Origin of the sequence: Streptomyces tremellae (genome assembly GCF_039540215.1) — a bacterium.
Taxonomy (GTDB): Bacteria; Actinomycetota; Actinomycetes; order Streptomycetales; family Streptomycetaceae; genus Streptomyces; species Streptomyces tremellae.
In genome coordinates this window covers 62,454-79,301 of the sequence record NZ_BAABEP010000030.1, presented here as the reverse complement: position 1 = coordinate 79,301, position 16,848 = coordinate 62,454, and the positions used below count along the sequence as shown (strand labels likewise).

Genomic DNA, 16,848 nt, shown 5'->3' with positions numbered 1-16,848 from the left:
CCGGGTCAGTCCGTGTCCGGGGACCCCGTACCGGGTCAGTCCGTGTCCGGGGACCCCGTACCGGGTCAGTCCGTGTCCGGGGACCCCGTACCGGGTCAGCCCGTACCGGGCACAGCTGCCGGGCCCGCACCGGGCCGCCCGCGCCCGGCGTGGCCGACGGGCCCCGCCCGTACAGCGGCCCGCGGCCCGAGGCCGCCCCCGGGCCGCCTCCCTGCACAATGGGGCGCATGGCTTCCCTAACCCCTCCGCGTACCGTTCCTCCGCGTCCCGCCGGCGGCCGGCCGGTCGTCGGGTTCGACCTCGACATGACGCTGATCGACTCGCGGCCCGGAATCCACGCCGCCTACCGGGCGCTCTCCGCGGAGACCGGGGTGTACGTCGACGCGGACCTGGCGGTCTCGCGGCTCGGGCCGCCGCTTGAGGAGGAGCTGGCCGTCTGGTTCCCGCAGGAGCAGGTCGCCGCGACCGGCGAGCGGTACCGGGAGATCTACCCCACCTTCGCCATCGAGCCGACCCTCGCGATGCCGGGCGCGCGCGAGGCCGTCGAGGCCGTACGGGCCCTGGGCGGGACGGCGGTGGTGGTCACGGCGAAGCACCAGCCCAACGCCGAACTGCACCTGGCGCACCTGGGCATCGAACCCGACGCGGTCGTCGGCGGGCTGTGGGCCGAGGGCAAGGCCGAGGCGCTGCGCGCGCACGGCGCGAGCGTCTACGTGGGCGACCACACCGGCGACGTGCGCGGCGCGCGCGCCGCCGCGTGCCTGTCCGTGGCCGTGCCGACCGGGCCGTGCGACGAGGGCGAGCTGCGCGCGGCGGGCGCGGACGTGGTCCTCGCGGACCTGACCGCGTTCCCCGCCTGGCTGCTCGGCTACGCGCGGGGCGCCGCCGACGCCTCCGCCTCGGAGGGCACGCCGGCCTCGGGGGACGCCCCCGACGCCGAGAGCGGCGCGGAGACCGGCGCCGAAACCGACGCCGAGAACGACGTCGCCTGACGCCGCTGCGCCCCGATCGACCGCAGCACCCCCGCGGCGGCGAGCACGAAGCCGACCGCCATCAGCATGCACACCAGGTACGCGACCGTCGGAAACGGCTTGGTGTGCAGGAACAGCGGGGCGACGGTGACGAGCGTGGCCACGGCACCGATGAGGAAGACGATTCCGCCGGCCCGGACGAGCCCGTCGCCGGGGCCGGAACCCGGGTCGGCCGCGGCCGCCTCTGACGCGGGAGCACCGGTCGTGCCGGATGCAGGAGTAGCAGTCACGGCACCAGGGTAGTTCCCACGCGACGGGGGCCCCAGGCGGCACCGGGGCGGCCTGTCCGCAGCGCGACCGCCCGGCGACGTCTTGTCACCGGCCGCGGGGCCATTAGCCTGGGAGACGGCGGGTCGAGGGACCCGCTGTACTGCTCTCCGGGCCCGGTTCCCTCCTGCTCCGGTGCCGCGAGCCGACGCAGTGCCCAGCTCCCAGCTCTCCATCCCCCTATGTGTGTTTCCGGTTCCTGCGCCCCCGCGCGCAGACGAGTTCGAGGACGAGGACAGACGTGCCTACCGGCAAGGTCAAGTGGTTCAACAGTGAGAAGGGCTTCGGCTTCCTCTCCCGCGACGACGGCGGTGACGTCTTCGTGCACTCGTCGGTGCTGCCTGCCGGGGTCGACGCGCTCAAGCCGGGCCAGCGGGTCGAGTTCGGGGTGGTCGCGGGCCAGCGCGGCGACCAGGCGCTCACGGTGACGGTGCTGGACCCGGCGCCCTCCGTGGCGGCGGCGCAGCGCCGCAAGCCCGACGAACTCGCGTCGATCGTGCAGGACCTGACGACTCTGCTCGAATCGATCTCCCCGACGCTGGAGGGCGGCCGCTACCCGGAGAAGGCGCACGGCAAGAAGATCGCGGGCCTGCTGCGCGCGGTCGCCGACCAGCTCGACGTCTGAGGACGCGGGCCCCGGCGGCCGACCGCCGCCGGGGCCCGCCGGCCTCACACGAAGTCGAGGGCGCCCGGCGCGAGGGCGGGCACGAGGCCTGCGTCGGCGGCCCGGCCGAGCAGGCCGCGGATCGCCGCGTACCCCTCGTCGCCGAGCTCGGCCGTGAACTCGTTGACGTACAGCGCGATGTGCTGCTCCGCGACGGACGGTTCCAGCTCCTGCGAGTGTTCGAGCACGTACGGGCGGGACACCTCGGGCGCCTCCCAGGCCATCCGCACCGACGCGGTGGCCGCGGCGGCGAGCCGGCGCAGCGTCGGTGCGCCGAGCGAGCGCTTCGCGATGATCGCGCCCAGCGGGATCGGCAGCCCGGTGGTGGCCTCCCAGTGCTCGCCCATGTCGGCGAGCGAGTGGAGCCCGTAGTTCTGGTAGGTGAAGCGCGCCTCGTGGATGACGAGGCCCGCGTCGACCTTGCCGTCGCGCACCGCGGGCATGATCTCGTGGAACGGCATGACGACGATCTCGCCGACCCCGCCCGGCACGGTCGCCGCGGCCCAGATCCGGAACAGCAGGTACGCGGTGGACCGCTCGCTCGGCACGGCGACGGTCTTCCCCGTGAGGTCCACGCCCGCCTCGCGGGTGAGCACGAGCGGCCCGCAGCCCCGGCCGAGCGCACCGCCGCACGGCAGCAGCGCGTACGCGTCGAGCACCCACGGCAGCACCGCGTACGACACCTTCAGGATGTCGCCCTCGCCGCGCTCCGCCATGCCGTTGGTGATGTCGATGTCCGCGAACGTCACCTCGACGGGTGGCGCGCCCGGCACCCGGCCGTGCGCCCACGCCTCGAAGGTGAAGGTGTCGTTCGGGCAGGGCGAGTAGACGAGCCCGAGCGGGCCGCCGCCGGCGCTCTCGTCGGCGGCTGCGGGGCTCACGGCACTATCGGCACTCATGGGACGGCTCCTCGAATACGGGGTTGAGCAGCGAGAACGCGCGCTTGAGTGACGCCAGGGCCGGGCCGACGCGCCATGCGGCGCGGTCGCGTGGGCCCACGACGTTGGAGATCGCGCGGATCTCCGCGCACGGCAGGCTGAGCGCGGCGGCCGCTTCCGCGACGCCGAACCCCTCCATGCCCTCGGCGGCTGCGCGCGGGTGGCGCGCGGTCAGTTCGACGGTACGCCGCGCCGTGCCGGTCACCGTCGAGACGGTCAGGACGGGCGCGCACACCGCGGTGGGGCCGCCGGGGGCCGAGAGCCGTTCGGCCATCCGGGCGGTGAGCGCGGTGGGCGGGCGGTGTACGACGCGGCCGAAGCCCAGGTCCTCGACGGAGGCGAAGCCGTCGGGGGTGTCGGCGCCCAGGTCGGCCGCGACGATCTCGTCGGCGACGACGACCGCGCCGAGCGGCGCGTGCGGGGCGATGCCGCCGCCGATCCCGGCGGACACCACGAGCCCGTACGGGCTGCCCGCGGCCTCGGCGCGGGCCAGCGCGAGCGCGGTGGCGGCGGCGACCGCGGCCGGGCCCACCCCGCAGGCCAGCACGTCGAGGCGCGGCGCGCCCGCGGCGACCGCCTCGGCCTCCGCGTCGACCGCCGTCACGACGAGCACCCGGGGGCCGGGGACCCCCGAGGGCCCGGCAGCCCCTGCGGACCCGGAAGGCCCCGCAGTCCCCGCAGACCCCGCAGTCCCTGCGGACACCGTCAGTCGCTCGACTTCATCTTCAGCTCGAAGTGCCAGATGCCGCGGATCGAGGGCGACTTCCCGTTGCTCTCCACGAGGGCGACCTGCACGCTCTTGGGCGCCTGACCCGTCGTCTGGTCCGGCTGGAAGAACGACCCCGCGGGGATCGGCCGGTAGGTGGCCGTGGACGGCTGCGCCTCCGCCTGCTGGCCGTTGAGGAACAGCGCCCAGCCGTTGCCGCCGTTTGTGAGGGCCGGGTCGACGCCGAAACCGACGGTGTCGTCGGGGCCCACGGTGATGGTGTGGTCCGCCTTCTCGTTCAGGCAGCTCTGCGCCGTGGACGTCTGGAGGGACTTGCCGCCGTTGTAGCAGCTGGCCTCCGAGTGGACGGAGCCGGAACCGACCGTCACGGTGGCGAGCGGCGTCGGCTTGTCACAGGCGGAGAGGACGAGGAGCCCGGCGGACACCGCACCGAGGACGACGCCGGCCCTGCGGGCCTTGGCAGGAATGAGCGCAACGGTCATGGGCGAAGATTATCGGTCCGCCGCCGTCACGCGGCGCGGGGGTGCGCCGCGCCGCGCCGGGCCGCGCGCAGCAGCCCTCGTACGGCGGCGACGGCGCCCGTCGCCATCACCGCGGCGGCGACCGCCATGCCGAGCGCGGCGTTGAGTGGCAGCGCCATCGAGAGGCCGCCGCCGACGACCCACGCCATCTGCAGGACGGTCTCCGAGCGGGCGAAGGCGGACGTGCGGACCTGCTCCGGCACGTCGCGCTGGATCGTCGCGTCGAGCGACAGCTTCGAGAGCGCCTGCGAGAACCCGGCGACCGCGCCCACCACGGCGACCATCACGGCGCTGAAGAACAGCGCGGCGAGCACCGTCGCCGACAGCGCGAGCCCCAGCATCGTCACGATGATCAGCTCGGGGCCGCGCGACCTGAGCCAGGCGCCCACCGCGGTGCCGATCGCGTTGCCCGCGCCCGCGGAGACACCGACGAGGCCGAGCGAGACGGCCGCGTTGAGCCCCGACAGGGGATGGTCGCGCAGCAGGAAGGCGAGGAAGAAGGTGAGGAAGCCGGAGAGCGCGCGGTGCGCGGAATTGGCCTGGAGCCCGTGCAGCACGGACGGACCGACGGTGCGCAGACCGGGCCGCGGCCGCTTCTCGCCCCGGCCCCCCGGGGCCGCCGCGCCGTCGGACGTGCCCTTGTCGATGACGACGCCGCCCCTGGCGCGCTCGTCGCGCGCCGCCCGCGCCGAGCGCGCGGCGCGCGCCGCGTCCTGCCTGCGGGCGCCGAGCCAGGCCAGGCCGTCGTGCCACCCCCTGCGCGCGCGGCCGGCGCCGGCCGCCTCCGCGTCCCCGCCGGGCGCCGCGTCCAGGCCGGCCCTGGCGGGCGCGAGTCCGTGGTGCTCGACCAGCCTGGCCCTGCGCTCGCCCTTCGCGGAGTCCACCTTCGGCGGCATCGAGAACGCCAGGTACGTGCCCCCGAGGAAGATTACGCACGCCCCGTACAGCGGCCACTCGACGCCGACCTGGTGCAGCCCGGCGCCGAGCGGCGCCGCGACGCCCGTCGCGAGCAGCCCGGCGAGCGTCACCCGCGAGTTCGCCTTCACCAGCGGGAAGCGCGGCGGCAGCAGCCTGGGCACGACGGCGCTGCGCACCACGCCGTACGCCTTCGACGCGACGAGGCAGCCGAGCGCCGCCGGATACAGCTCGATGCCGCCCGTCGCCACCGCCCCCGACATGGCGATCGACAGGACGGCGCGGGCCAGCATCGCGATCGCCATGGCGGCGCGGCGGCCGTGCGGGAGCCGGTCGAGAATCGGTCCGATGACGGGGGCCAGGAGGGTGAAGGGCGCCATCGTGATGGCGAGGTAGAGGGCGACCCGGCCGCGCGCCTCGTCGGTCGGCACGGAGAAGAAGACGGTGGACGCGAGCGCCACGGTGATCATGACGTCGCCCGCGCCGTTCACGGCGTGCAGCTCGATCAGCTTGCCGAGGCCCGACTCGCCCGCCCCGTGGGCGTGGGTGAACTTGCGCACGCCCTTCGCCGGCCCGGTGACCGGGGTGTGCAGGGCACGGCCGATCGCCCGCGCCGTCCTGCGGAGCGGGCGGGACGAATCGGACGACCTGGCGGCTGCCACTCCGTCATAGTGCCCCACAGGTCCCGGGAGCGAACCGATCTCCTGCGTGACAGCGCGGCGCACGGCACGGCACGCCTCGTGCGCCCTCCCGTTCATGAGCGGGACGGGTTCCCGCGGCGTGTCGGGGCCGGGCCCCGCGTTCCTGAGCGCCGGGTCACGGCTTCGTCGCGGCGGGGCTCCGACGGGAGGCCGAAGGGGCTCCGGCGGGAGCGGAAGAAGAGGATTGGCGGCGCGCAGGTGGGCCGTGGGCGGCTGAGGAGGTAGCGTGCGTAGCGCGCCACCGGCGGTTGCTCGCGACCGCGCGCCTTTTCGCCGTCCCGCACAATGGTTGTGGACGGCGGTGGGGTGCGCCCGGGAAGCCGGTCGGGCGACGGACGTCGATGCGGCCCTCTGGTCCGCTCCGCCCGTCGGCCCGTACACCGCTTACGGCCGGCGCACCCGTGCTGCTACGGCGTAGGAGAGAAGCGAGACCTGTGAGTGCTGCGACGACGCGAAGCCGTACCCCTGACCGCCTGTGCGCCGAGGCGGTAGACCTCGCGCGGGCCGCCGCAGAGGAGGTGGCGGCGCCCGGGGTCGTGGGCGAGCACGTATCCGTCGTGGCCGAAGGCGACCGGGTCGTCACGCACCTCTTCGAGTGCGGGGAGCTCGGCTACCGGGGCTGGCGCTGGGCCGTCACCGTGGCGCGCGCCTCCCGCGCCAAGTCCGTCACCCTGGACGAGACGGTCCTGCTGCCGGGGCCCGACGCGCTGCTCGCGCCCGAGTGGGTGCCGTGGAGCGAGCGGCTGCGCCCCGGTGACATGGGCCCGGGCGATCTGCTGCCGACCGAGGCCGACGACCTGCGCCTCGAACCCGGTTACACCGGCGAGGACGAGGAGCCGCCGAACGCGCCCGACGCGGTCGCGGTGCGCGAGGCCGCCGAGGAGACGGCGGACACGCCCGCCGGCGCGATCGGTGAGGCCGCCGGGCCCGCCGCGGCGACCGGCGCGGTCGCCGACCTGGTCGAGGCGGAGGACGCCGAGCTCACCACCCCCGACCTGCCGACAGCGGTGCCCGCGCGCGCGAGGATCGCCTCGGTCGCCGAGGAGCTCGGCCTCGGCAGGCCCCGGGTGCTCTCCCGGTACGGGCTGCACATCGCGGCCGACCGGTGGGAGGAGGAGTTCGGCCCGAAGACGCCGATGGCGCAGGCGGCTCCCGCGCCGTGCGTCTCGTGCGGTTTCCTGGTGCCGCTCAGCGGGTCGCTGCGGCAGGCGTTCGGCATCTGCGCCAACGAGTTCTCGCCCGCGGACGGCCGCGTGGTGTCGCTCGCGTACGGCTGCGGCGGCCACTCCGAGGCCGCGGTCATGCCGAAGCCCCCGGTGCCCGCGCCGCCCGTCCTCGACACCGTCCGCTCCGACGCCTTCCCGCTGCACCCCGCGCGCGACGAGGGCTCGGTCCCGACCGTGCAGGATCCGGACGGGTCGGAGGACCTGGGCCACAGCTGACCCCGGGCCGCCCCTTCCGCCGCATCCCGTGCCCGGCGCCTCGCACCCGGCGCGCTCGTGTCCGGTATGCGTCCCGTTCCCGGTATGCGTCCGGGCGGTGGCGCGTGCCTCCGCGCCTCCGGCGCCCCGGTCCCGTTGCCGGGCCCGGCGGCGGGGTACGCGGCGTGTGGGCGCGGCGGCGGGGGCGGTACGTTCGGGCCCGCACGGCGCGGGTCCTCCTGCGGGTGCCGGCCGCCCGCCCGGAGGGCCGCGGACACAGACAGAGCGGAGTCACAACGTGAGCGTCACGACAGGCGAAGGTGCCGACCCGTTCGGGACCGCGCGGCTGCGGCGCGGGGTGCTCGACGCCTGGGCGGCGAGCCCCGCGAGGTTCCGCGAGGACGCCAACGCGGAGGAGGACCTCGCGCTCGGCGGCTACCGCGACCGCCTGGTGGTCGAGCTGGCCCAGAACGCGGCGGACGCCGCCGCCCGCGCCGGGGTGCCGGGCCGGCTCCGGCTCACCCTGCGCGACGGCGGCGACGGCGGGCCCGTGCTCGTCGCCGCGAACACCGGCGCGCCGCTCGACGCGGCCGGGGTCGAGTCGCTGTCCACGCTGCGCGCCTCCGCGAAGCGCGAGGACGCCGACGCGGCGAAGGCCGTGGGCCGCTTCGGCGTCGGCTTCGCCGCGGTGCTCGCCGTCAGCGACGAGCCCGCCGTCGTCGGCCGCAGTGGCGGGGTCAGGTGGTCGCTCACCGACGCGCTGGCCCTCGCGCAGGAGGCGGCCGCCGCCGCGGGGCCTGGCGGTACGGGCCTCGCCGACGAGATCCGCAGGCGTGACGGGCATGTGCCGCTGCTGCGGCTGCCGCTGCCGGCCGAGGGCGCCGCGCCGGTCGGCTACGACACGGCCGTGATCCTGCCGCTGCGCGACGGCACCGCGCTCGACCTCGTACGGCGTCTCCTGGCCGACCTCGACGACGCGCTGCTGCTCACCCTGACGGGCCTCGACGAGATCGTCGTCGAGGCCCGTCCAGGCGACGACGGTGACGATGGCGGCGAGCGGGTGCTGCGCCGGATCGAGGACGGCCCGTTCGTCCGGGTCGAGGACCGCGGCGAGACCCGCACCTGGCGCGTCGTGCGGCGGGAGGGCGCGATCGAGCCGGGGCTGCTCGCCGACCGTCCCACCGAGGAACGGCTGCGCCCGCACTGGTCGGTGACGTGGGCGGTGCCGGTGGCGACGGCGGACGGCGCCGCGCCCGCGGGGGGCGCTGGGGGGCTTGTGGGCCCTCAGGATCCTGACGGTCCTGACGGCCCTGACGGCCCTGAGGTGGTCCCCGTGCGCCCCCGCACCGCGCCCGTCGTGCACGCGCCCACCCCGACCGACGAGCCGCTCGGGGTGCCCGCGCTGCTCATCGCGTCGTTCCCGCTCGACCCGACACGCCGCCACCCCGCGCCGGGCCCCCTCACGGACTTCCTGGTCGCGCGGGCCGCCGACGCCTACGCGGACCTCCTGTCCGGCTGGCGGCCCGTCACCCCCGCCGCCATCGACCTGGTGCCGGGCCCGCTCGGCAAGGGCGAGCTGGACGGGCTGCTGCGGGCGGCGATCCTGGAGCGCCTGCCGCGCGTCGCGTTCCTCGCGCCCGCCGTGCCCACCGACGAGATCCGCGCGCTGCGGCCCTTCGAGGCCGAGGTGGTGGAGGGCGCGGGCGCCGAGACCGTACGCGTGCTCGCCGAGGTGCTGCCGACGCTGCTGCCCGGCGGGTACGAGCGGCGCACCGAGCTGCGCACGCTCGGCGTCGGGCGGCTGCCGCTCGGCGACGCGATCGAGCGCATCGCGGGCGCCGAGCGCGCCCCCGCGTGGTGGCACCGGCTGTACGAGTCCCTCGCCGGTGTCGACCAGGACCGGCTGTCCGGGCTGCCGGTGCCGCTCGCGTCCGGACGCACCGCGATCGGCCCCCGGCAGGTGCTGCTGCCGTTGCCCGACACCGAACCGCCCGCCGACCTGGGCCGCCTCGGGCTCAAGGTCGCGCACCCCGACGCCGTCCATCCGCTGCTGGAGAAGCTGGGCGCGCTGCCCGCCACGCCGCGCGCCGTCCTGACGACGCCCCAGGTGCGGGCGGCGGTCGCGGCGTCGCTCGACGCGGACGAGGTGTGGGACGAGGACGGCGGCGCGCCGGGCCCCGACGAGCTGGCGGAGACCGTGCTGCGCCTGGTGCGGGACGCGGACCTCGCGCCGGGCGACGAACCCTGGCTCGGCGCGCTCGCCCTGCCCGACGAGGACGGAGAACTCGCGCCCGCGGGCGAACTCGTGCTGCCGGGCAGTGCGTTCGCCGACATCATGCGGGATGGCGAACTGGCGCTAGTGGACGCAGAGTTGGCGGACCGCTGGGGCGAGCAGCCGCTCGCCGCGTGCGGGGTGCTCGCCGGCTTCGCACTCGTACGGGCCACGGATGTCGTCCTCGACCCGGACGAACTGGAGCCGCACAGCGGGGACTTCGCGGAGCCCGACGACGCGGGGCTGCTCGACGCGGTCGACGTGTGGTGCGAGGACGTGCTCGACCGGCTGCCCGAGTCGCCGGTGCCGCCCGTCGCCACGGAGATCGTCGCCGTGCGCGACCTGGACCTGGTGGACGACGACGCCTGGCCCCGCGCCCTCGCGCTGCTGGCCCGCCCGCCGCTGCGGGACGCACTGGTCCAGCGGGTGCGCGTGCTGCTGCCCGACGGGACCGTCGAGACGGTGCGCCCGTACACCGCGTGGTGGCTGCGCGACCACCCCGTGCTCGACGGGCGCCGCCCCGCGGGCCTGCGGGCCGCGGGCGTCGACCCGCTCCTCGACGGGCTGTACGACGAGGTCGACGCGACCGGCTTCGAGGACGCGGAAGTGCTGCGGGCCCTCGGCGTGCGCACCACCGTGCGCGCGCTGCTCGCCGAGCCGGGCGGCGCCGCCGAACTGCTCGGCCGCCTCGCCGACCCCGGGCGCCGAGTCCGCGCCGCCCAACTCCACGCCCTCTACGCGGAACTCGCCGACCTCGACCCGGAACAGGTCACGCTGCCCGACGAGTTGCGCGCCGTGGTCGACGGCGAGGTGCGCGTCGTCGACGCGGCGGACGCCGTCGTCGCCGACGCCCCCGATCTGCTGCCCCTCGCCGAGGGCCTGCCGCTGCTGCCCGTCTCCCCGGCCCGCGCCGCCGACCTCGCGGAACTCCTCCAGGTCCGCCGCCTCGGCGAGCACATCGCCGCGGCGGGTCTCGCCGAGGTCACCACCCGCGGCGAGGAGCACGCCGTCCCCGACCCGGTGCGCGTCCTCCTCGGCCCCGCCTGCCCCCGCACCTACGTCGAGCACGAGGAGTTGACCGTCCGCGGCCCCGCAGGCGACCTCGAACTCGACTGGCGCCGCACCCCGGACGGCACCCTCCACGCCGCCACCCTTGAAGGCGTGGCCGCCGGCCTGGCCTGGTCCGCCGCCCAGTGGCCGCGCCGCTTCGAGGTGGCAGCCCTCCTGGAGGACCCCACAAGGACAGAGGAACTGGCCAGGGACCGCTGGTTCGACGCGTAACCCGACCCCGGCGCCCCCGCCGCCCCCGACGAGGGCGGGGGCGGGGGCGCCGGCCGACCCGAGCACGTCGGCGAAGAGGCGCCCCCTGCCGGGACTCGCCCGCTCGGCGATCCGCGTGGACGTGGTGCGGCCGTAGCCCCGGGGCCTGGTGGTCCCGTCCGGATCAGCCGGCGGCCGGCCCGGGTGCGCCTACGAGCGCGACGGGGTGCGACCTTCCGTGCCCGGACCCCGACCGACAGTGACGCAACGTGGCTTTAACCGTCGGGCAACAGATCGCACACGTGGCCTCTGAAAGGTGACTGGCAACTGTTTACAGTTCTTCCTGAGCTGCTGAAACGCCATTAGGAGCGCCTTGTGAGACTACTCAAGACCCGCATGGCGGCGCCCTGTCTCACCGTCACCATGGCCATCGTGCTGACGGCGTGCGGAGGATCGGGAACGACCACCGCAGGCAGCGCCGATGTCTCTCCGCCCGACGGCCTCATCTCATCCGGCACCCTCACCTTCGGCACGGCCGCCACCTTCCCGCCCTTCGAATCCAAGTCGTCCAGCGGCGGCCTCGAAGGCTTCGACATCGACATGATCGAGTCCCTCGCCTCGTCGATGGGGTTGAAGACCAGGGCGCTCGACACCGACTTCGACGGGCTGATACCGGCCCTGTCCGGCCACCGCACCGATGTCGTCAACTCCGCGATGTACATCACGGGCAAGCGTGCCGAGCAGGTGGACTTCGTGCCCTACCTGGTGATCGGTGAGGCGCTGCTGACCAGGCGAGGCAACCCGCAGAGGATCGGCGACGTGCCCGAGGGCCTCTCAGGAAAGAAGGTCGCGGTCACCCGCGGCGCCATCGGTGAGACGTACATGGAGGGCTACAACGAGGAGTTGAAGAAGAAGGGGCTGCCGCCGATGGCGATCATGACCCTGCCGAGCAACCAGGACGCGATGCTGGCGGTGAAGTCCGGCCGTGCCGACGCCTTCGACACCTCCACCCCCGGCGCGGCCGTCACACTCGCCAAGAGCAAGGACTACTCCGTCGCCGCGACCTTCAAGAACGAGACGAAGATCGGCATCGCGGTCCGCAAGGGCGACACGGAGATGGCGAAGGCGATCCGCAAGGCGCTGAACCTGTTCGTCCGCTCCGGTGAGTACGCCACGCTGCTCAAGAAGTACCGGCTGCCCGACGACTCCTCCTACTTCGGTGGCAAGCCGAGCGGTTCACCTTCGCAGTCAGCGTCCGCCTCTGCGTCGGAGGGCTCGTGATGGGCGGTTTCCTCGACAAGGTCGTCTCGGCCGACTTCCTGACCGCCACGCTGCTGACCTCCGAACTCACCGTGGTGTCCATGCTGTTCGGAGTGGCCGGCGGGGTGTTGCTGGCCCTCCTCAAGAGCGGTCCCCGCCCGCTCGGCCGACTGGTGGACGGGTACGTCTGGCTGTTCCGCGGCACTCCGGTACTGCTGCAGCTGATCTTCGTCTTCAACGTCCTGCCGCTGTGGGGGCTGAACTTCTCGCCGTTCACCTGCGCGGTGATCGCCCTGAGTCTCAACGAGATCGCCTACATGGCCGAGATCGTGCGCGGCGGCCTGCTCGGAGTCGACCGCGGGCAGCGCACGGCAGCCCACATGCTGGGCCTGTCCGAGGCGAAGATCGTGCGCTGGGTCGTACTGCCGCAGGCCGCCCGGCTGGTCCTGCCGCCGACCGGCAACCAGTTCATCGGCATGCTGAAGACCTCCGCGCTGGCCTCGGTGGTGAGTGTGCAGGACCTCATGCTCACGGCCCAGCGATCGGCCGCCGCCGACTTCGACTACGTCGGCTCGCTGGGCGCCGCCGCCGTCCACTACCTGGTGCTGACGACTCTGCTCACCTTCCTGCTGCGGCGGGCCGAGCGGCGGCTGGACGTCACCCGCAGGGCCGCCGCGCGACGTGACCGACAGGACACCGCGCAGCCGGCCGATACGGCCGTCCTCGACCCGGCGGCGCGCTGACACGTCGCGCGGGGACCACGACACACAGGACAGGAAGCGCCATGAACCAGGCTCCCGGCGGCACCCCGGCCCCCGCCACCGCCGATCTCACCACCTCCCGCGCCGCCACCGTGCTGCTCGGTCAGGGAATGACCCGCACGTACCACGGGCGCACCGTGCTGCACGGTGTGGACCTGTCCGTACCGCGCGGACAGACTGTCGCGGTCCTCGGCCCCTCCGGGGCGGGCAAGTCGACCATGCTGCGCTGCCTGGCCGGTCTCGAACCCCTCCAAGAGGGCACGGTCGCCTTCCAGGGCGAGTTGCTCTCCAGGGCGGGCGCCGCCCCGCGCTCGGCGGGCGGCCGGATCGGGATGGTGTTCCAACAGTTCAACCTCTTCCCGCACTTGACGGCCGCGCAGAACGTGTCGCTGGCGCCGCGCAGGGCGCGAGGCGTCCCCCGGGCGCGGGCCGACGAGCAGGCCCGCGCGCTGCTGGCGCGGGTGGGGCTCCTTGACCACTGCGACCACTACCCCTACGAACTCTCCGGCGGCCAGCAGCAGCGGGTGGCCATCGCCCGGTCGCTGGCCATGGGCCCGGAGCTGATGCTCTTCGACGAGCCGACCTCGGCACTCGACCCGGAGTTCACCCGCGAAGTCCTCTCCGTCATGCGGGACCTGGCCGACAGCGGCATGACGGTCGTGGTCGTCACCCACGAGATGGACTTCGCCCGGCGCGGCGCCGACCGCATCGTGTTCATGGCCGACGGCCGGATCGTGGAGGACGGCCCGGCAGAGGATGTCCTCACCGCGCCGCGGCAGGAACGCACCCGGCGCTTCCTCGACCAGATACTCAGCGAGTGAGGACATGACGACGAACACCCCCGGCGGCACAAGCCACACGAGATCGGCCGTCGTACCGGCGCCGTGGAGCCTGCGCAAGACGGACTGGGCCTACCAGCGACTGCGCGAGTGGATACTCAGCGGCAGGCTCGCTCCCGGCCAGCGCCTGAGCCAGGAGAGGCTCGCCTCAGAACTGGGCATCAGCCGGGGCCCGTTGCGTGATGCACTGTCCCGACTGGCCACCGAGCACCTGGTGGTGGACCGGCCCCATCAGAAGTGGACCGTCGCCGAGGTGTCCGTCGCCGACGCCCGGGACATCTACAACGGCCGGGCCGCCCTGGAGGGCATGCTCGCAGCAGCCGCCGCCCAGGCGGATCCGGAGCACAGGACGGCACGCTGCGCGGACCTCGACGAGGTGGTGACACGTCAGCACGAGGCCGCAGCCGCCGCCGACACGGCGCTGCTGCGCCGACTCGACCGCCTCTTCCACGACACCGTCTACGCCCTCGCCGCCATGCCGGCGTCCCTGGGGGCGCTGGACCATCTGCGGGCTCGCAGCGACCGCTACATCGCGCTGTACCTGGCGGACACGGGCCGCGCCCACACCTCGATCGAGGAGCACTCCCGGATCCTCGCCGCCCTGAGGGGCGGTGACGCGGACCGGGCGTCATCGCTCACCCGTGACCACGTACTCGGCGGTCTGACCACGCTGGCCGGCGGCATCGTCCGGCACCAGCCCGCCGGAGCCGCACCCCCTGAACCGGACGGCTCCTGACCGGAAGGCGGGCCGGTCCCCGCGGCCACGTCGGGTCGCCCGCCTCGTCCACGCACCCACCGAACAGTGAGGAAACAGCCATCGTGCAGCAACTGCCTGCGGCTCTCCAGCGCCTGTCCATGCCGGAACTGACCGGCCGGCTCGGCCAGTCGCTGCGGGACGCCGAGCGTGAACTGGAGAACGCCCCCGGCCCCGCCGCCCCGCTGGACGCCACCTACGCGGACACCCACCGCTTCCCGCCGCCCGAGTGGGCGCTGCCCGCCTTCGCGGAAGCCGCGGGCGGCCAGGGCATGACCTACACCCCCTACCGGGGCGACCACCACGTGCGCGAGGCCGTCGCGGAGAACGTCTCCACCGTGCTCGGTGTCCCTGTTCCCGGCCCTGGCGGCATCATCCTCACCCCCGGCACGCAGGGCGCTCTGTTCACCGCGCTCGCCGCGATCCTCTCCCCGGGTGACCTGGTGCTGCTTCCGGACCCGGACTACCTGTCGACCGAGCGGATGCTGCGCTACTTCGGCGCCGAGGTACGCCGGATCCCGATGATCTGGCCGCACGAGGGCGACGGGGGCCGAGGCGCCCGCCCGACGCTGGACCTGGAGGAGCTGGAGCGTGCCGCCGCCCTGAAGCCGCGGCTGATGGTCTTCTCCCACCCCAACAACCCGACCGGTGCCGTCTACGACGAGGCCACCGTCGAGGCGATAGCCGACGCCGCGCGCCGCCACGACTTCCAGGTGATCGCCGACGAGCTGTACTGCCGACTGGTCTACGACGGTGAGGAGTTCCACCACCTGGCCGCCCGGGAGGGCATGGCGGAGCGCACCGTCACCCTGCTCGGCCCGTCCAAGACCGAGTCCCTGTCGGGATACCGGCTCGGTGTGGCCGTCGCGCCCGCCGCGCTGGTCGACGCGATGGAGGACGTCCAGTCCTGCACCGCCCTGCGGGCACCCTCCTACGCCCAGCACCTGTTGGCCCGGTGGATCGCCGACGACCAGGACTTCCTCAAGAAGCGTCTTGTGGAGTACCAGGCGCTGCGCGACACCACCGTGCGCAGGCTCAACGCCTCGTCGGTGATGCGGGTCAACGCCTGCTACGGCACCGCCTACCTGTTCCCCGAGGTGCTGACCGGAGCCTCTGACCAGGCCGTGGCGCTGGCGCTCAAGGAGCACGCCGGGGTGGTCGTCAACCCGGGGTACCAGTTCGGGCCTGCCGGTACCGGCCGGATGCGCCTGTGCTTCGCGCAGGACGAGACCGTGTGGGACGCCGCCCTGGACCGCGTCCTCGACGTCGTTTCCGCAGTGAAGCCGGCATGAGGGCCGGCGGGCAGACGCCTCTTCGGGCCGTCCTGGCGCCAACTCGGCCGACCGCCCCGGTGCGTGAGGCGGCGTACGGCGTGGTCGCGCTGCCGCTGCGGCGGCGGCTGAGGCACACCACCGCGGACACGGGGGAACTCGTGCAGGTCGTGCTGCGACTCGTGCTGGCCGACGGCTCCGTGGGGTGGGCCGAGACCCGCGGCAACGGCGCCTACGCCACTCACCACACCACCGAGTCGATCGTCGCCGCGCTGGCCGCACTGCCCGCCGTCACCGCCCCGGACTGGCGCGACCCGGCCGCGCTGGCCGCGTCCGTGGGCCGCAGCTGCCCGCCGGCGGCGATGCTGCTCGACGTTGCCCACCGTGACGCGGCCGCACGGGCCCGGGGGGTGCCGCTGGCCCTGGCGCTGCGGGCGGAGTTCGGCGGCGCGGCACGGGAGACCGGCGTGCCGTGCAGCCTCCCGACGCATGCCGCGGTCCCCTTCGGCAGCCCGAAGGAGGCGGCCGAGCTGACCGAGGACGCCGCCGCGTCCGGTTTCCGCCGGGTCAAGATCCGGGTCGGCGGCGACCTCGGGCTCGACTCGGCCCGGATCGCCGCGGCGCGCACCGCCGCCGACCGGGTCGCGGGGCCGGGCACGGTGGTGCTGGCCGCGGACGCCAATGGCGGCTGGGACCCGGACACCGCGCTGGCCGCCGCTCCCTGGCTCGCCCGGTACAAGGTGGCCTGGCTGGAACAGCCGACCGCGCCGGGCGAACTGGCCGCGCTGGCCCGGGTGCGGTCCGAGTCGCCCGTGCCGGTCTGGGCCGACGAGGACGTGCGGGACGCCGCGGACGTGTGCAGGATCGCCGACGCGGGTGCGGCGGACGGAGTGCACCTGAAGCTGGAGAAGGCCGGCACCGTGACCGCGCTCGCCGAGGCCGTCCGCGTGGCGCGGCGGCGCGGACTTGACGTGGCGCTCGGGCAGATGGACTGTGGGCGCCTGGGGTGTGCGACCACCGTCCACCTGGCCGCCGGCCTCGGGCTGACGGTCGCCGAGCTGTGGGGCTGCGCCAACGTCGACCGCGATGCGGCCGCCGGCCTCGAACTGCGCGGCGGCGCGGTCGTGGTGCCCACGGCGCCGGGTCTGGGAGTGGAGGTGCTCCTCGACCCCGCCCTCCTCACTCCGGTCGGCCGCCCCAAAACCCCCGCGAGCCCGCCCGTACCCCTGCCCTGACACGTACCCGT

14 protein-coding genes are annotated in these 16,848 nt (G+C 74.7%); 10 read left to right on the top strand and 4 right to left on the bottom strand.

The annotated features are described in order from the left end of the window. The first annotated feature begins 227 nt into the window (after nt 1-227). Together ABEA77_RS20545 and ABEA77_RS20540 are read left to right on the top strand one after the other, a co-directional pair. Nucleotides 228-992 (top strand): HAD family hydrolase, encoded by a 765-nt coding sequence (locus ABEA77_RS20545; RefSeq protein WP_345649514.1) that lies wholly within the window; start codon nt 228-230, stop codon nt 990-992. A 547-nt stretch (nt 993-1,539) separates the two neighbouring features. Next, nucleotides 1,540-1,923, top strand: a complete 384-nt coding sequence (locus ABEA77_RS20540; RefSeq protein WP_345649512.1) for a cold-shock protein — start codon at nt 1,540-1,542, stop codon at nt 1,921-1,923. Nucleotides 1,924-1,967: 44 nt separating this feature from the next. On the opposite strand, the gene ABEA77_RS20535 is transcribed toward ABEA77_RS20540, so the two are convergent. The 4 genes from ABEA77_RS20535 to ABEA77_RS20520 all read right to left on the bottom strand — a co-directional run bounded on the left by ABEA77_RS20535 (nt 1,968) and on the right by ABEA77_RS20520 (nt 5,725). Next, nucleotides 1,968-2,861, bottom strand: coding sequence for a 1,4-dihydroxy-6-naphtoate synthase (locus ABEA77_RS20535; protein WP_345649510.1), 894 nt, complete (start codon nt 2,859-2,861; stop codon nt 1,968-1,970). Further along, nucleotides 2,848-3,513 carry a futalosine hydrolase gene (locus ABEA77_RS20530; RefSeq protein ID WP_425588335.1) on the bottom strand — a complete coding sequence of 222 codons (666 nt, stop codon included), beginning with the start codon at nt 3,511-3,513 and terminating at the stop codon, nt 2,848-2,850. Before ABEA77_RS20530 ends, ABEA77_RS20535 begins: the two co-directional genes overlap by 14 nt. Nucleotides 3,514-3,605: 92 nt before the next feature. After that, a complete protein-coding gene (locus tag ABEA77_RS20525) occupies nt 3,606-4,109 on the bottom strand; it encodes a DUF2771 domain-containing protein (RefSeq protein WP_345649504.1) in 504 nt (167 codons plus the stop codon). Between the two features lie 26 nt (nt 4,110-4,135). Continuing rightward, nucleotides 4,136-5,725, bottom strand: a complete 1,590-nt coding sequence (locus tag ABEA77_RS20520; RefSeq protein ID WP_345649501.1) for an MFS transporter — start codon at nt 5,723-5,725, stop codon at nt 4,136-4,138. 473 nt (nt 5,726-6,198) lie between these two features. Between ABEA77_RS20520 and ABEA77_RS20515 the strand changes: the two genes are divergently transcribed. The 8 genes from ABEA77_RS20515 (at nt 6,199) to ABEA77_RS20480 (ending at nt 16,837) form a co-directional block, all read left to right on the top strand. After that, a complete protein-coding gene (locus tag ABEA77_RS20515; protein ID WP_345649498.1) occupies nt 6,199-7,206 on the top strand; it encodes a DUF3027 domain-containing protein in 1,008 nt (335 codons plus the stop codon). Between the two features lie 277 nt (nt 7,207-7,483). Beyond that, on the top strand, nt 7,484-10,738 hold the full coding sequence (locus ABEA77_RS20510) for a sacsin N-terminal ATP-binding-like domain-containing protein (protein ID WP_345649495.1): 3,255 nt from the start codon (nt 7,484-7,486) through the stop codon (nt 10,736-10,738). Nucleotides 10,739-11,092: 354 nt separating this feature from the next. Continuing rightward, nucleotides 11,093-11,998, top strand: coding sequence for an ABC transporter substrate-binding protein (locus ABEA77_RS20505; protein ID WP_345649492.1), 906 nt, complete (start codon nt 11,093-11,095; stop codon nt 11,996-11,998). Continuing rightward, on the top strand, nt 11,998-12,720 hold the full coding sequence (locus tag ABEA77_RS20500) for an amino acid ABC transporter permease (protein WP_345649489.1): 723 nt from the start codon (nt 11,998-12,000) through the stop codon (nt 12,718-12,720). Before ABEA77_RS20505 ends, ABEA77_RS20500 begins: the two co-directional genes overlap by 1 nt. Before the next feature lie 41 nt (nt 12,721-12,761). Continuing rightward, complete coding sequence (locus tag ABEA77_RS20495) at nt 12,762-13,559, top strand: amino acid ABC transporter ATP-binding protein (RefSeq protein WP_425588334.1); 798 nt, start codon at nt 12,762-12,764, stop codon at nt 13,557-13,559. A 4-nt stretch (nt 13,560-13,563) separates the two neighbouring features. Further along, the gene (locus ABEA77_RS20490) at nt 13,564-14,313 is read left to right on the top strand and encodes a GntR family transcriptional regulator (protein WP_345649486.1); all 750 of its coding nucleotides are present in this window, start codon (nt 13,564-13,566) and stop codon (nt 14,311-14,313) included. Between the two features lie 83 nt (nt 14,314-14,396). After that, nucleotides 14,397-15,623, top strand: a complete 1,227-nt coding sequence (locus ABEA77_RS20485) for a pyridoxal phosphate-dependent aminotransferase (RefSeq protein WP_345649483.1) — start codon at nt 14,397-14,399, stop codon at nt 15,621-15,623. A 59-nt stretch (nt 15,624-15,682) separates the two neighbouring features. Then, complete coding sequence (locus ABEA77_RS20480; RefSeq protein WP_345649480.1) at nt 15,683-16,837, top strand: mandelate racemase/muconate lactonizing enzyme family protein; 1,155 nt, start codon at nt 15,683-15,685, stop codon at nt 16,835-16,837. Nucleotides 16,838-16,848: the final 11 nt, after the last annotated feature.

Excerpts from the sequence above, each read along its gene's own strand:
- ABEA77_RS20545 (WP_345649514.1), top strand. The coding sequence starts at position 228 with ATGGCTTCCCTAACCCCTCCGCGTACCGTTCCTCCGCGTCCCGCCGGC.
- ABEA77_RS20535 (WP_345649510.1), bottom strand. The coding sequence starts at position 2,861 with ATGAGTGCCGATAGTGCCGTGAGCCCCGCAGCCGCCGACGAGAGCGCC.
- ABEA77_RS20525 (WP_345649504.1), bottom strand. The coding sequence starts at position 4,109 with ATGACCGTTGCGCTCATTCCTGCCAAGGCCCGCAGGGCCGGCGTCGTC.
- ABEA77_RS20500 (WP_345649489.1), top strand. The coding sequence starts at position 11,998 with ATGGGCGGTTTCCTCGACAAGGTCGTCTCGGCCGACTTCCTGACCGCC.
- ABEA77_RS20495 (WP_425588334.1), top strand. The coding sequence starts at position 12,762 with ATGAACCAGGCTCCCGGCGGCACCCCGGCCCCCGCCACCGCCGATCTC.
- ABEA77_RS20490 (WP_345649486.1), top strand. The coding sequence starts at position 13,564 with ATGACGACGAACACCCCCGGCGGCACAAGCCACACGAGATCGGCCGTC.